Annotated in this window: 14 protein-coding genes and 1 tRNA gene; 7 read left to right on the top strand and 8 right to left on the bottom strand. The window is 61.7% G+C overall.

Translation table 11 applies throughout. The features are described from left to right. Window positions 1-9: 9 nt before the first annotated feature. The 4 genes from ureE to HY836_RS00685 all read left to right on the top strand — a co-directional run bounded on the left by ureE (window position 10) and on the right by HY836_RS00685 (window position 2,218). Window positions 10-720, top strand: a complete 711-nt coding sequence (gene ureE, locus HY836_RS00700; protein WP_290672388.1) for an urease accessory protein UreE — start codon at window positions 10-12, stop codon at window positions 718-720. An 8-nt stretch (window positions 721-728) separates the two neighbouring features. Beyond that, window positions 729-1,484, top strand: coding sequence for an urease accessory protein UreF (locus tag HY836_RS00695; RefSeq protein ID WP_290672385.1), 756 nt, complete (start codon window positions 729-731; stop codon window positions 1,482-1,484). Continuing rightward, the gene (gene ureG / locus HY836_RS00690) at window positions 1,481-2,125 is read left to right on the top strand and encodes an urease accessory protein UreG (protein ID WP_290672382.1); all 645 of its coding nucleotides are present in this window, start codon (window positions 1,481-1,483) and stop codon (window positions 2,123-2,125) included. Before HY836_RS00695 ends, ureG begins: the two co-directional genes overlap by 4 nt. 18 nt (window positions 2,126-2,143) lie before the next feature. Next, a tRNA-Arg gene (locus HY836_RS00685) sits at window positions 2,144-2,218 on the top strand. 36 nt (window positions 2,219-2,254) lie between these two features. On the opposite strand, the gene HY836_RS00680 is transcribed toward HY836_RS00685, so the two are convergent. Continuing rightward, window positions 2,255-5,029 (bottom strand): CHAT domain-containing tetratricopeptide repeat protein, encoded by a 2,775-nt coding sequence (locus tag HY836_RS00680; protein ID WP_290672379.1) that lies wholly within the window; start codon window positions 5,027-5,029, stop codon window positions 2,255-2,257. A 190-nt stretch (window positions 5,030-5,219) separates the two neighbouring features. Here HY836_RS00680 and HY836_RS00675 point away from each other — a divergent pair, with 190 nt between their 5' ends. Then, the gene (locus HY836_RS00675) at window positions 5,220-6,449 is read left to right on the top strand and encodes a diguanylate cyclase (protein WP_290672376.1); all 1,230 of its coding nucleotides are present in this window, start codon (window positions 5,220-5,222) and stop codon (window positions 6,447-6,449) included. Between the two features lie 5 nt (window positions 6,450-6,454). Here the strand turns inward: HY836_RS00675 and HY836_RS00670 are convergent, their stop codons facing one another. After that, entirely contained in the window at window positions 6,455-6,736 is a 282-nt protein-coding gene (locus HY836_RS00670; RefSeq protein WP_290672373.1) for an H-NS histone family protein, read from the bottom strand. 196 nt (window positions 6,737-6,932) lie between these two features. Here HY836_RS00670 and HY836_RS00665 point away from each other — a divergent pair, with 196 nt between their 5' ends. Continuing rightward, window positions 6,933-7,676 carry a metallophosphoesterase family protein gene (locus HY836_RS00665; RefSeq protein ID WP_290672370.1) on the top strand — a complete coding sequence of 248 codons (744 nt, stop codon included), beginning with the start codon at window positions 6,933-6,935 and terminating at the stop codon, window positions 7,674-7,676. A 35-nt stretch (window positions 7,677-7,711) separates the two neighbouring features. Then, window positions 7,712-9,121: a bifunctional serine/threonine-protein kinase/universal stress protein gene (locus HY836_RS00660; RefSeq protein ID WP_290672366.1), complete on the top strand. Its 1,410-nt coding sequence runs from the start codon at window positions 7,712-7,714 to the stop codon at window positions 9,119-9,121. Window positions 9,122-9,152: 31 nt separating this feature from the next. Here the strand turns inward: HY836_RS00660 and HY836_RS00655 are convergent, their stop codons facing one another. The 6 genes from HY836_RS00655 to HY836_RS00630 form a co-directional block, all read right to left on the bottom strand. Then, window positions 9,153-9,767, bottom strand: a complete 615-nt coding sequence (locus HY836_RS00655; RefSeq protein WP_290672363.1) for a chemotaxis protein CheD — start codon at window positions 9,765-9,767, stop codon at window positions 9,153-9,155. Continuing rightward, complete coding sequence (locus tag HY836_RS00650) at window positions 9,748-10,317, bottom strand: chemotaxis protein CheW (RefSeq protein WP_290672360.1); 570 nt, start codon at window positions 10,315-10,317, stop codon at window positions 9,748-9,750. The genes HY836_RS00655 and HY836_RS00650 overlap by 20 nt, the downstream gene beginning before the upstream one ends. A gap of 127 nt (window positions 10,318-10,444) precedes the next feature. Beyond that, complete coding sequence (locus tag HY836_RS00645; protein ID WP_290672357.1) at window positions 10,445-11,557, bottom strand: chemotaxis response regulator protein-glutamate methylesterase; 1,113 nt, start codon at window positions 11,555-11,557, stop codon at window positions 10,445-10,447. Window position 11,558: 1 nt separating this feature from the next. Beyond that, the gene (locus tag HY836_RS00640; protein ID WP_290672354.1) at window positions 11,559-12,116 is read right to left on the bottom strand and encodes a hypothetical protein; all 558 of its coding nucleotides are present in this window, start codon (window positions 12,114-12,116) and stop codon (window positions 11,559-11,561) included. Next, entirely contained in the window at window positions 12,113-12,928 is an 816-nt protein-coding gene (locus HY836_RS00635; RefSeq protein WP_290672351.1) for a protein-glutamate O-methyltransferase CheR, read from the bottom strand. The genes HY836_RS00640 and HY836_RS00635 overlap by 4 nt, the downstream gene beginning before the upstream one ends. 24 nt (window positions 12,929-12,952) lie before the next feature. Next, on the bottom strand, window positions 12,953-15,208 hold the full coding sequence (locus tag HY836_RS00630; protein WP_290672348.1) for a methyl-accepting chemotaxis protein: 2,256 nt from the start codon (window positions 15,206-15,208) through the stop codon (window positions 12,953-12,955). Between the last annotated feature and the right edge of the window lie 7 nt (window positions 15,209-15,215).

Raw genomic sequence — 15,215 nt, 5'->3', positions numbered from 1 at the left:
ACTCTGCCCATGCTGACTGTCAACAAGCTCCTTCCCCAAGGCCAGGGTCTGGCCACCGTGCTGCTCAAGCGCGCCTCGTCTGTCGAGCTCGACTGGGACGTGCGCCAGAAAAGCCGTTTCGATGCCACTGACAGCGCGGGCCGTACCTTGGGCGTGTTCCTGCCACGTGGCACCGTGGTCCGTGGTGGCGACGTGCTCGTGGCCGAGGATGGCTCGATGATCCGCGTGCAGGCGGCGCCGCAGCCCGTGCTCGTGATCACGCCGTGCGCCGAACACGGCACGCCCTTCGATCTGGTTCGCGCTGCCTACCACCTCGGCAACCGCCATGTGCAGATTGAGCTGCAGCCGGATCATCTGAAGATTGAACCTGATCATGTGCTGGCCGACATGCTGCGCGCCATGCACCTGACGGTGAAGGAAGCCACAGCCGCGTTCGAGCCTGAGGGCGGCGCCTATTCGGCTGGTGGGCATGCGCACCACAGCCATGACCACGATCACAGCCATCCAAACCCCGCCCATGGCGAACCTGGCCACGTGCACGGCCCAGGCTGCAGCCACGGTCACGCGCATGTGGCCCATGCCACGCCGGCGACTCAGACTCAAGCGCCCGTGCGCGGCAAGCCCATCGGCATTGCCATCAAGTCGGCACCGGCTGCGCCTCACGTTCACGGTCCTGGGTGCAACCATGATCATGACGACGACCACGGTCACCACCACTGACCTGACACATGCCCCGCGTTGTCCCCCGCAGTGAGCCTTTGAGCCCAGCAGCCCGGCTGCAACTGATGTGGCTGGCCTCGCCCGCCTTGCCGGTGGGCGGCTTCAGCTACTCGGAAGGGCTGGAAGCTGCCGTCGAATCAGGCCGCGTCACCAACGAGCATCACGCCGCCGCGTGGCTGGTTGACCAGCTCCATCTGAGCGTGGCCCGCGCCGATCTGGCCGTGGTAGCCCGCGCCATCCCCGCCTGGCAACGTGGCGATTTGACTCGCCTCAACGAGCTCAACAACTGGGTCACGCAAACGCGTGAGACCAGCGAACTGCGCCTGCAGACCGAGCAGATGGGCCGCTCGCTGGTGGAATGGCTGCGTAACCGCACGGGTACTGCCACCTTGCAAGTGAGCGACGAGAGATTGGCCCAATGCGCCGCCCTCACGCCCACACCCACCTGGCCCATTGCCTTCGCCCTGGCCGTGGCGCACTGCCTGCCCGCACCCGGCCCGCGCGGCAACGCCGAAGCCATCCGTGAAGCCTTGCTGAGCTTCGCCTTTGGTTGGGCCGAGAACATGGCCCAGGCTGCCATCAAGGTGGTGCCCCTGGGCCAAAGTGCCGGCCAACGCATTCTGCAAAGCCTGATCGACCAGATCCCGGCCGCCATCGACCACGCCTTGACCCTGCCCGACACGCAGCGCCAGGCCTTCACCCCCATGCTGGCCATCCTCAGCGCCCAGCATGAAACCCAATACTCACGACTGTTCCGATCATGAGCAATCTGCACAACATCCCCGGCCGCACCAAGAAGCTTCCTCCCCTGCGCGTGGGCGTCGGTGGCCCCGTGGGCTCCGGCAAGACCACCTTGCTGGAAATGCTGTGCAAGACCATGCGCGAGCAGTACGACCTGGTCGTCATCACCAATGACATCTACACCAAGGAAGACCAGCGCCTGCTGACCGTCGCCGGCGCCCTGGATCCGGACCGCATCATGGGCGTGGAGACCGGCGGTTGCCCGCACACCGCCATCCGCGAAGACGCCTCCATCAACCTGGAAGCCGTGGACCGCATGCTGACGAAGTACCCCAATGCGGACATCGTCTTCATCGAATCCGGCGGCGACAACCTGGCGGCCACGTTCAGCCCTGAACTCAGCGACCTCACGATCTACGTGATCGACGTGGCCGCGGGTGAAAAGATCCCGCGCAAAGGCGGCCCCGGCATCACCAAGAGTGACCTGTTCGTCATCAACAAGACGGATCTGGCCCCTTATGTCGGCGCCAATCTGGAGATCATGGAAGCCGACACGAAGCGCATGCGCCCCACCCGCCCCTTCGTCATGACCAACCTCAAGACGCAACAGGGCCTGGCCGACGTCATCGGCTTCATCGAAACCAAGGGCATGCTCAAGGCATAATGCTGCCTTCGCCTTGATCTCCCCGTAGTTCAATGGATAGAACGGCCGCCTCCTAAGCGGCAAATACAGGTTCGATTCCTGTCGGGGGGACCAACCTGCATCACGCCCGTTCGTGGCGTGACTGCGTGATTACAGGCCCCATCGGACCAGCCCCTCAGAGACGTGTCGAGACAAGCCTCGATCTCTCGCCCAAAGTCTGGTTTGACGCAAGGACTGCCCTGCGTCCAGGCCATTTGCCATCAACTGGTAAAAATGGACCATGAAACGACGAGAGGCCTCGTCTTCTATTGGCCACAGAGACAAGATGGACGAGACGGTGCCCGCCTGAAACAGTGCCATGGACAGCCCCGTAGCCCCATCCCCAACCGTCACATGACTGGCGCCTGAATCGCATGCAGAAACGACCACCAGGTCGCTGCGCAGCGCCAACGTGGACAACTCCGCTGCCGTCAAGTAGCCGTCGGTGCCCGGCTCACGGTTGACCTGTTTGAGCACGACCGCACTCAGCGCAGGTTCGTCATCACTCAAAAAACCGTGCGTGCTGAAATGCAGGATCCGGTAGTCGGCAAGATCGCCGCTCTGATCCAGGCGGTTGATGGTGGCCTCGCTGGCGCTCGCGCCCTTGAGGACCAAGGAACGCCGTGAAGGCTGCTCGCCAAACAAACCCGCCAGTTCATCTACCTCTTCGGCCGAACCAGGCAGATCCGAGAAGCCCTGCGACCAGTTCAGATATGCCAGCGGCAACAAAGACCTATCATGTTTGGCACTTTGCCACATCTGTTTCAAGTCCATCGGCTGCATGGCGCGAACATTTCTCTCTCGCTGGATAGAGATGAAGCCATGCCTTTCCACCTTCGCATAGTGAGCCCCGCCCACGGCCATCAGGGGCCGGCGATCCAGATCAGCATAGGCTCGCTGCCGCGCCTGCAGCGTGTCGAACATGACAAACGATGGCAAAAGCGAGACGGCAAAGCGCTCACCCAGGATCTTCGGTTCGCCTTGCCCCGACTCCATCGGCAAGGATTCGAACGGAACATGCCCCAGGCTGCCATCCACGCTGACCAGCAACCTGCCACTGTGCGTGCCCAGCTTGGGCAACAAGGGTTGTATCAACCACTCGGAAAGCGATTGAAGCACCTCATTAAGGCCGCCGGCTCTGGTGGCCACACCTGGAGGCTGCTGAGAAGCGTAACGAAATGAGCCATTTGGCAACCGCCACAAGGGCAACAATACATCTTTGTCATACGGCTTGCCACTCATGGCGATCTGACGCATGGTCAACCGATATGCCTCGATCGTGGGCATGACACGATCAGCATCGGCCAGTCGAACAAAAGATACTTTGTCCCCCTCCAGCACAAAAGCGCACAACGAGCCCCCGATCACACGATAGCTGATCACCGCGTCACCATGCTTGACCACGGTCTGGGCCCACGCCGGCACGGCCTTGACGTTGGGCAGCGTGAAGGGGGTGCTGGCACGAGATGCATTCCAGCGATCAAATGCTGCGGATCGATCCGCCAACAATACCGACACACTCTGGTTGAGACTGCGCGCCAGAGCAATACGCTGATCAAGCAGCGTCAGCTGGCGCAGCGCCTCCTTGGATGTCTGCGCGCGGGCACTGCCCAGTGCCGTCTCGCCGGATGCACCCAATTGCAGTGCATAGCGATGATGCTTCAGCGTCTCCGAAGCCAGGAAGGCATCAGGTACACGGCCATTGCGCACCAACAAACCCAGATAAAGCCATTCCAGCTTGTATTGCTGATTCAACCAGGCGCGCTGACTACGGTCGTCAAACATCAAGGTATCCGTGCGCTGCAAAAGCCCCTGTACAGCGGCCTCTGCAGCTTCCAATGCGGGCGCAAACTCCCCAAGTTTCGTCAAGGTGTCCACCAGATTGACGCTGGCCAGAAGCACGTCCGGGTGACTCGGCCCCAAAGTCTCTCTCAGCACTTGCAGGCGAGCCTGTTGCGGTGACTTGCTCTGAACCAAGGCCTCTCGACCAGTCGATGACGCAGCCAGGTCGCCTTCCGCCTTGAGCGTGATGGGGTGAGTGGACCCCAATGCCGCCTGCGCCTGATTTCGCACCTTTTCCTGAAGCTCGTGCGCCTCCTGGATTTGCCCCACACCAATCAATGCAGACGCCAGCACCAACTGCGCATCCAGGACGTTCGGATGTGAAGGGCCCAGATGTGCCATTTGCAAGGCAACACCGCGCTCAGCCAGCGGGAGCCCCTGAGGGGCCCTGCCCAGCCTGGTCAACGTCAACGCGAGATTCTTGGCCGCATTGCCTTTGATCCGCTCACAGAGAGCCACGCTCTGGCAGCCGCCCACATCTCCGTCTGGTTTGAGTTGCTCTGCAATCCGCAAAACACGCTCATCCAGGGGCAAGGCATCGGCATAGTTGCCGATCCAGGCCAGGCTGGTGGCCGTGCTTTTCAGCAAGGTGAGCACCTGCATGGCGTTCGCACCATAGCGCCGCTCTGTTGGCGGCAAGAGCGCCCGCAGCACAGGCAGAGCCTTGTCGTGCTCACCTCTCTTGCCGTGAACAATCGCCAGCCCCATCGCCGCATTCATGGTCTCAGGGTGCTCTGGGCCAAGCTGAAGCAGGGCTTCGTTGTAAGCCAATTGCAGATTATCCGTAGCGGCCTCAAGTTGCATCAATTGCGCCTGCGCATTGCCCAGCATCCGACGCAGGCAGATCCACCGCTCCAGGTTGCCCCTTACAACCACCGACTGATCAACCATGGCCTGCAACCGCACACGAGCATGATCCCATTGCGCATGCTGGATGGCCGCCCACGTTTCCTGGTCAAGGCAGTCAGCTGCCAACGCAACACCATGCCCGCACCACAGGAGCAGACAAACCATCAGATAGCGCAGTTGCAGGCGAAGCAGCATGACAGATCGTTTTTCGGAGGATGAAGCAGGCCACATCAATGCGGCAGCGCAGTGTAGGGCAGCGGTTGGGCAAACAAGAAGACCGCTGTTGCTCCCAAGACGAACCTCAAGTTCGGACACCCTCATCCGAAAACGGCTTGGACGTCAGGCCTTTCGGATGTGGCCTGACGCTTTTCGAGTCAAGGTCAATATGGTTGCCCACACCACACACACATCCGACGACGCTGAGGCGTTGCAAGACGGCACAGACGTGCCGCTGTCACTTCAGAAGCAGTGCGTCCTGGACGCCGCCCAGCGCATGCGCAAGGGCGTGCTGCTCTACTCGGCCATCTGGGCCGTGCTGATGCAGGCAGACCAGTACGTCGCACGCCACCCCTACTTCGCCCTGCTCAACGGACTGGCTCTGCTGGTCTGTGCCGCGCTGCGCCTGGCCTACAACCGGGGTCTCAAAGAGCGGCTGGAGCGCAACTTCCGGCGCACCCTGCTGGTCTTTCGGGCGCAGTCCCTGGCCTACAACGCCTACTGGGGCGTCCTGTGTGGCCTCGTGCTGGTGGCGCCCGATGCAGAGAACCTGCGCTGGCTGATCCTGATGAGTACCGTCGGCATCACCGCAGGCGGCACCGTCATCGTTGCCATCGATGCCATCCTCCCGCTGCTGTACCCCATCTGCACCTTGGGCCCTACGGTACTGGCCGTGCTGCCTCAGGGCGGCTCGGTCAACCTGGCGCTGGCGGCCTTGATCGGCGTGTTTTTCGCCTACTCGCTGAGCATTTCCAGGCTGGTCGGTCGCGAATACTGGGCTCGCCAACGGTCGCAGGCGCTGCTGGAGCAGCGTGCCAGCGAGCTCGAAGTCCTCAGCCGCACAGACGCGCTCACGCAGATTCCCAACCGGCTCAAATTCCAGGAATCGCTCCACGTGGCCTGGCGAGATGCCCGACGCCGCCGTGAATCCCTGGCCATTGCCATGGTCGATCTGGACTATTTCAAGCACATCAACGACAACCACGGCCACCCGTTTGGCGATGTTTGCCTGCAGGCTGCAGCCAAAGGGCTCTCGTCCGTTCTGCGCCGGCCCGTCGACATGGTGGCCCGCTTCGGCGGCGAAGAGTTCGTGGTGCTGCTGCCCAATACCGATGAGGCTGGCGCGCTCCTGGTGGCACAGGCCATGCTCGACAAGATCAAGCAAACCTTCATCAGCCAGGATGGCCATTCGGTGCTGCTGAGTTGCAGCATTGGTGTATCGGCGCACATGCCTGGGCAGGAAGATCTCGCCGACGACCTGGTCAAACAAGCCGACGCCGCACTTTACGTGGCCAAACAATCCGGTCGTGGCCGCGTGATGCCGTACAGGGCACCCGCAACCGAGCAGCCCGCCAACCAGCCGCCACCCGACAACGCGGTGCTGACCGCCGCAGCCTAAGCAGATCAGCCGTGCTCGGGCCGATCCTCTGCCCGTGGCAGACGCAGTTCCTCCACGGTGTAGCCCTGCCGGGTCAAGGCTTCTCGCAGCCACGCCGGTTGGAGCCCTTCACCGTCCCAGGTTTCTCCGCTACGGGGGTGGCGGTATTTGGGCCCGGCAGGCGGCCGAGCCTCTTCCACCACCTTGACAGGCTCGGGAATACCGGAAAGTTCATCGGCGGTGATTTGCCAGAATGCGACAAGCTTGCGCACCGAGCGCAGCACGGCTTCTTGTTCTGCAGATCTCATGGTGTCTCTTCGGTCTCGAACCCAGGAACCCGGGCATGCCGTTGCGCGCAATGGTATCAAACCCCCGGGGGTCTCGTGTTACGCCACGTTTTCGATAAATCCGCAAAAGATTTGAAAATGCACAAGTCCTGATACCCCGGGTTGAGCGTCTGGCAGGCCTGAGCCTAAACTGGCCCATTCCTGAAGCTGTCCCGTCATGAAACTCGCCGTTCTCTCCGATCTGCACGCCAACCGCCAGGCCACCGAAGCCGTCTGGGAGCACGCCAGGCAACAGGCCTGTGATCAGACCGTGCTGCTGGGTGACTATGTCGACTACGGTGCCGACCCGGTCTGGGTCCTGGATTTCGTGCAGGCACGCGTCAAGGAAGGCGCGATTGCCATCAAGGGCAATCACGACGATGCGGTGCGGCATGAGGGGGCACATAACATGGCAGGGCATGTTCAGGAGTCCCTGGCCTGGACCCGCCAGCAATTGAGCGCCTCCCATGTGGCGTTCATCGAATCGCTGCCTCTGGTGGCCGAACTGGAGGATTGCCAGTTTGCCCATGCCAATCTGCATGCGCCTTCTCAGTGGGGTTACCTGGATGGCCGCATGGAAGCCGTGCGCAGCATGCAGGTCAGCCAGCACCCCTTTGTGTTTTGCGGGCACATGCATCAACCCTGCCTGTATCACCTCTCCAGCGCCGGAAAGTCAGGCGACTTCTCGCCCGTTGATGGCACACCGATCACCTTGTCGCCCATGCGCCGCTGGCTGGCGATTCCAGGATCTGTCGGGCAACCCCGCGACGGCAACCCGGCGGCTTGCTACCTGATTTTCGATACCGTCAGCCACAACATCACGTTTCACCGAGTGCCCTACGACCATGAAGCAGCCGCACAACGCATCATCGATGCGGGCCTGCCTCGCCACCTGGCCGATCGCCTGCGCGACGGCCGCTAACCGCGCCCAGACGCCAGCAACAGGAACTGCGCATGATGACTCCGCCAGGAAAACTGCAAACCGGCGATGTGATTGACCAGTTTCGCCTCAAGGAGAAACTGCACCAAGGCGGCATGGCCACCTTGTGGGATGTGGAGCCGCTGGACGGCGACACCGGGCATGCATTGATCATGAAGATCCCGCGCATCAAAGGCGGCGAGGATCCGGCCACCATCGTGGGCTTCGAGGTCGAACAAATGGTGATGCCCATGCTCAAGGGGCCGCACGTGCCGCGCTTCCTCACCAAGGGCGACTTCATCAAGCAGCCCTACATCGTGATGGAGCACATCCAGGGCGAATCCTTGCGCCCCAGGCTGGACAAGGCGCCCTTGCCGTTTGACGAGGTCGCCGAGATTGGCCAGCGCGTCGCCTTCGCCTTGCACGAGTTGCACAAGCAGCACCTGGTACACCTGGATGTCAAGCCCAGCAACATCATGTTCCGCCCCACGGGAGAGGCTGTGCTGATCGATTTCGGTCTGTCACGGCACGCGCAACTGCCTGATCTGCTGGAAGAGGAGTTCTCGCTGCCCATGGGCACAGGGCCCTACATGTCGCCCGAGCAGGTGCAGTTCATCCGCAACGATCCACGCAGCGACCTTTTCGCACTGGGCGTGATGCTCTATCACCTGACCACGGGCGAGCGCCCCTTCGGCAGCCCCAGCACGGTGTCAGGCCTGCGCAAGCGGCTTTATACCGACCCGATTCCGCCTCGCGCCCACCGAGCCGATACCCCGCCGTGGCTGCAGGAGGTGATCCTGCGCTGTCTGGAGGTAGACCCGGCCAAACGCTATCAGACCGGCGCCCAGCTCGCACTGGACCTGCAACACCCCGATCAGATCCCGCTGACCAAACGCGCCGAGCACATGGCGCCTCGCGGCGGCATCAGCAGCCTGCGCCGTTGGTTCAAGGCCATGGGTGCGGAGCCCGAGGCCGAGGCCAATGCCACCCAGCACGTCGAGCACAGCCCGATCATCATGGTGGCGATCGCCACCAAGGCCAGCACACCCGAACTGGACAAGAAGCTGCTGGCCACCGTCAGGCGCATCCTGCAGATCGAGCCGGGCGCGCGTCTGGCATGCGTCAGCATCATGAAGATCAACCGCGTCGGCATGGACAAGCTGACAGACGACGAGGGCAACAGCCTGCATGTGCAGCAACTGGTGGCCATCAAGCACTGGGCCCGGCCGCTTCAGCAGCAACTGGAGCTCGACGAGCACCGCCTGACCTTCCACGTGCTGGAAGCACCGGATACCGCCCACGCCTTGGTCGAGTTTGCCAACAAGAACCAGGTGGATCACATCGTGATGGGTGCGCGCGGCAACTCGGCCTTGCGGCGCTACCTGGGAAGCGTGAGCGCCCAGGTGGTGGCAGAGGCTGACTGCTCCGTGACAGTCGTCAGGGTCTGAGCCACGTGTTGAAGCCCTGTCGGAAGGGGCCTCAGACGTCGACGCTGCCAAGGCTTCCGCCGTGGGTCACCGTCACACTGCCATCTGTCAGATTGAAGTTGAGCTTGCGCAACACACTCCCCCCGACATCCTGAAACGCAGGCACCAGATGCTGCGTCGCAGACCATGCCTGCACCCAACTGACGTTGCGCTGGCCCGCACATCCCCCCTGCTGATGCGCACCACCAATCAACGACAACGCCACATCAGACCAATCACAGGCTGTTCTTTGAAGACGTTCGTCCAGCCAGCGAACGGCATCTTCACCGTAGAGGCCACACGGCCCTTCCAACCCATATACGCCGGCAGGTCGGACAGGATGGGCAATGCAGCACACGGCGCCCAGTCTGTACCGAGGCACCCACATCACCAGGGCGAGGCTGGCGCCCAGCATGGCCGACACCCGCAGGTTTCCACGGCCAAACAACCAATCCCCTGGCCTGAGCAACACACTGCGTTCAACGGCCGAATGCCGGCTCACCAAACCACTGCTCTCCAGGAAGCCAGGCAAGTCGCCACCCACCGCATCCTGGCAAGGCGCCAATGTCGGCTGAGGTTGGCGATGAGGCGTGTTTGCCCGCAGCAAATCAGTGATGAACGACGTCATCTGCCAACTCCTCCAGTTCAGACAACGCCAACAACTCATCGGTGAACAACAGCTGCTCCACGTGCATCACCATCGCGTAATGCCCTGGTCGCTTGGCCATGAGTTCAACAAAGTGCGTATTGATGTTGGCACCACAAGGGGGTGGGAGGTCCGGTTCGGGCCGCCCTAAATCCAGCACCTCCTGGACATGGTCAACCTCCACACCCACTTCGATGACCTTGTCTCCCAAGTGCGCATTCACCAGCACCACACAGCAACGGCGTGCTACCCGCGCAGGTGGAAGGCCCATGCGACTGGCCAGGTCGATAACCGGTATCAGACGATCCTCCACTTGGACCGCGCCTTTGACAAACTCAGGCATGCGAGGGTCAGCGGCAATGCTGGGCGCATCCACGATGGCCGTTGTCGAGACGATGTACAGCGCGTAATGGGAATGCCCTGCACTGAAGGTCAGATAAGGGGTTCCGCCGCTATGGATCACCATTGGCGCGGTAGTGACCTCTGGCGGAATGGCGGTTGATCTGCCCTTGCGAGCCCTCGATGCGATCATGCTTGCTCTCCTGCGTAATCCATGAATGAATTGTGGAGATGCAAGCCCCGAATGCCCATCAGCGCCATACCTTGGGGCCGCCCCGGGTCCTGACCCGGGAAGAAACTGGTCACCCCGTTGAACCATCTCAAGCCGGCTGTGCAGCTGCGGTGCGACGGCCTTTGGCACTGATGCGCCCCATCAAGGCATCGTGCAACTCATCGAGCGGCAGAATCTGGTCCACTGCATGCAATTTGATGGCCTCACGCGGCATGCCGAACACGACGCAACTGGCTTCATCCTGCGCATAGGTGGTCGCCCCGGCCTGCTTCATCTCCAGCATGCCCCTGGCGCCATCATCCCCCATGCCCGTCATGATGATCCCGACGGCGTTCGGACCGGCATGGTGAGCCACAGAGGCAAACAAGACGTTGACGCTGGGGCGATGCCGTGAAACAGGCGGTCCGTCCTTGACGACTGCGTAGTAGTAAGCGCCCTGCCTGCGCACCTGAAGATGCCGCCCCCCGGGGGCGATCAGCGCCTGGCCGCTGATGATGCGCTCACCATCCTGCGCCTGCTTCACACGAACCTGACACACCTGGTTGAGCCTTTCGGCAAAGGCCAGGGTATAGGCCTCAGGCATGTGCTGCACGATGACCATGCCCGGCGCCGTCACCGGCAAACGACTGAGCAGAAACTCCAGAGCCTGGGTGCCGCCTGTAGAGGTCCCGACCGCCACGATGCGGTCCGTCGTCTCGGACATGGCACGTACAGGCTTGGCCTTGTCGGCTTCAAGCCCCATGGGCAAAGGAACGACGCTCGTGGGCGTAACTTTGCGGGCCAACGCATGCACATTGGCCCTTGCGGCACTCTTGACCGCACTGATCAGGCGTTGCCTCTGCGCTTGAAGCTGATCTCGCACGCTGGCATTGGGCTTTTCGATGATCTCGAAAGCCCCGGCCTGCATCGCCTCCAGCGTGGTTGAAGCGTTGGCTGTGGTCAGCGTAGAACAGATCACCACGGGCGTGGGCCGTGTGCTCATGATCTGGCGCAGGAACGTGACGCCATCCATGCGGGGCATCTCCACATCCAGGATCAACACATCCGGCCAGTTCTGGGCCATGGCCTTCTGCGCAAACAGCGGGTCCGAATGTGCGCCGATGAGCTCCAACCCTGGCTCGCTGCTGACCATCGCGCCAAGCACCTGCCGCACCACGGCCGAGTCATCGACCACCATCACCCGAATCGGACCCTGACCCATGTCACATCTCCTGAGAACACATGCGCCCGCCATGGGCAATGCGAACAGTGCCATCCATCAGCTGAAAAGTGAGACGACGCAGAACACGCCCCCCCACATCTTGCAGACGAGGGACGAGCCCCTTGCTGCCGGCCCATTGCTGAGACCAGGCCACATTGAGCATCCCGACATCGCTATCGTGGTGATGCGCGCCGCCAGCCAGAGACAGTTCAATGCCAGACCAGTGGCCGCCCGTACGGGCCAGACGATCCTCAAGCTGGCGCGTCAACTCCTGGGCTGGCCGCGGCATGTCAAGCCCCTGCCGACTACCTCCTGAAGCGGGTTCAGCATGAGCAAAGCAACAGACCCCGCCCCAACCTTGCCGCGGCGACCACAGGACCAAGGCCACACTGGCGCCCACCAAAACCGACACATGGACATCACCACGGCCAAAGAACCATTGCCCCTCCCGCAAGGTCACACTCGTGGCACCGATGGCGTTGCAAGCAATCTGCCCATTGCCCTCCAGCACTGGCAACGCCCTGTCAAGCCCCGCCGGTGACAAGATGGCATCACTCATGACTGCCTCTGGTACACCGTGGGTTCGATCGCCACCACAGAATCGGTCACCCCACCCAGGGTTTCGGAATGCCCGATGAACAGCAAGCCACCCTGGCGCAGTTTCTGGACCAGGGCGTCCACGATCCGACGCTTGGAAGCCTTATCAAAATAGATCAGTACATTGCGCAGGAAAATCACGTCAAAGGGGCCGACCCGCGGCAAGGGCTCCATCAGATTGATCTGCTCGAAGTGCACCCGCTGGCGAAGGCTGGCATCCATGCGGTACTGCCCGGCATATTCGTCGAAGCCCTCCAGCACATACTTTTCTGCCAGGTCGCGGGGAATTTCGCAGAAACGCTGGCTCTGGTAGATGCCCAGTCTCGCGTCCTCCAGGACCTTCATGGACAAATCAGATGCCAGGACGCTCCAGCTGCGCCCCCCCAGCACCTCAGACATGGTCATGGCCAGGCTGTAGGGCTCTTCGCCCGTGGAGCAGGCTGCGCTCCAGACGCGAATCGCCGGGCTGCCTGGCCGATCTGCCAACTCCTTCAACACACGACGGAACCGCTCGAAGTGTTTGGGCTCACGGAAGAAGTGCGTCTCGTTCGTCGTCAACAGGTCAATTGCCATCTGGCGCTCGGCACGCTGATTGGGAGACTCGATCAGATCCATGTACTCGCGGTAACTGTCCAGCTTGAAGTGCCGCAAGCGACGCGAGAGCCTGCCGCACACCAGCACCTTCTTGCAGTCAGCCAGATGGATGCCGGAAGCCGACTCAAAGAAGCGCCGAAGGCGTTCGAAGTCCTTATCAGAAATCTCAGCACCAATCATGATGCGGGCTCCGTGTTGAACGTGTCAGTGGCGAACGCTGGCCATGCGGCGAAACTTGCTCTCGTCTACCGATCCACCCGCATCGGACACCCTGCTGGGGGCCATCCTTGTCACCACGGGCTTGGCTGCGACGTGAGATGGTGAGGGCTCGCGATAGCCGATCTGAAAGAACTCCATCATCTGGCGAAGCTTGTCTGCCTGCAGCGTCATCTCCTCGGCGGTGGCCGCCAGTTCCTCGCTGCCCGCCGCATTCTGTTGAATCAGCTGGGTCAACTGGCTCATCGCCATGTTGATCTGCCCGACACCGGTGGACTGCTCGTCGCTGGCGGCGGTGATCTCCTGCACCAGATCACTGGTTCGCTTGATGGCTGGTACGATTTCGCCAAGCAAGGCGCCCGCACGTTCTGCCGTGTGCACACTGCCAGCAGCCAGTTGCCCGATTTCCTGCGCTGCGACCTGACTGCGCTCGGCCAGCTTCCTGACTTCGGCTGCCACCACGGCAAACCCCTTGCCATGTTCTCCAGCCCGCGCCGCCTCGATGGCCGCGTTCAGCGCCAACAGATTGGTCTGGTAGGCGATGTCATCGATGATGCCGATCTTGTTGGCAATGCTCTTCATGGCGCCAACGGTTTCACCCACCGCTGCGCCGCCGTCATGGGCCTCTCCAGCGGCCTTGCGTGCCATGCCATCCGTGACCTTCGCGTTGTCGGCGTTCTGTCCGATGGAGGCGGTCATCTGCTCGATGGCAGACGAAGTCTCCTCGACGCTGGTGGCCTGGTTGTTGGCCGACTCCGACAGGCTGGAAGCCGTACCCGCAATCTGAGTGGCCGCCGTCGCCAGCATGTCGGAGTTGGCCCTCACGTCACCGATGACCTGGCGGAGCTTGCCGATCGTGGCGTTGAAGGACTGCTTGAGCTCGTCAAAGATGCCTTCGAAATTGTCGTCAATGACGTGATTGAGGTCACCCGACGCCATCGCCTGCAGCGCGGTCTGTACCGTCATCAAGCCCTGCTCCACCACATCCATCAGATCGTTGGTCCCGACCCCCAGATCCAGGAAGAAGCCTTGCTTGCCATCCAGCTTGATGCGGTCTGCAAAATCACCCCGAATGGCCTTGTTGGTGATCTCCTGCACCTCGCGCAAGCCTGCCTGACTGGCCGCCAGCAAGGCGTTGACGCTCCTGGCTGTCGTCATTTGCATGCCCTGCTTGCCTTGCATGTTGAACCGCTGATCGAAATCCCCCTTGGACGCGCTGCCCACCACGAACTCCAGCTCTTGCTCGAACGCGCGGGCTGACAACACCTGTTCGGTGATGTCGGCCGCATACTTCACCACCTTGAAGGGGCGGCCGCTCATGTCGCAAATCGGGTTGTAGCTGGCCTGAATCCAGATCTCGCGCCCGCCCTTGCCAATGCGTTGATACTGCCCCGCATCAAACTGGCCGGCCCCCAGGCGCTCCCAGAACTGGCGATAGGCCGGGCTGTCACGGTAGGTGGGATCAACAAACAGGCTGTGATGCCTACCTTTGACCTCGTCCAGGGAGTAGCCAACGGCATTGAGGAAGTTGTCATTGGCAAACAGGATGTTGCCTTTGAGATCAAATTCGATGACGGCCTGTGACTTGCCAATCGCAGCCAGTTGCCCCTGGTAGTCGGCATTGCGCAGCTTGTCTGCGGTGATGTCAGCAGCGACCTTGATCACCTTGCAAGGCCGGCCATCCTTGTCCAATACCGGGTTGTAACTTGCCTGTATCCAGACTTCCTTGCCGCCCTTGGCGATGCGCTTGTACTGCCCGGCATCGTAGCGGCCGAGCGCCAGGTTTTCCCAGAACTGCCGGTATTCGATCGATTCACGGTACGCCGGGTCTACGAACATGCTGTGATGACGCCCCTTGACTTCGTCCAGGCTGTACCCGAGGGTCTGAAGAAAATTGTCATTGGCATCCAGTATGTGACCCTGCGTATCGAAACTGATGATGGCCTGAGACCGGCCGATCGCCTGCAACTCAGCCTGTAGCATGGCCTCCCGAGATTGAGCAAGGGCCATCGCGTCCGTCAATTTCTCGGCCCGAGCTGTCAGGTCGATGAGCCCCTCCTGCTGGCGGCTCGCCAGGCGCATCCATGACAGCGCCATTTCGGCGTAATTGCGCGTTGCGCCGGTGAAATCCGTCAACGCCAGGGCGTCGGCCTGATGTCCACTCTCTATGGCCATCTGCGCACGCGTCGACCAGGCAGTCAGGCGATCGTCATGCCGACTCAAGAATAGATCCATTGCACCCATGATGCGC

The sequence above is a fragment of the Aquabacterium sp. genome, from assembly GCF_016234775.1.
Classification (GTDB): Bacteria; Pseudomonadota; Gammaproteobacteria; order Burkholderiales; family Burkholderiaceae_C; genus Aquabacterium.
The sequence above is the reverse complement of the archived record's forward strand: the minus strand, read 5'-3'. Positions and strand labels throughout refer to the sequence as shown.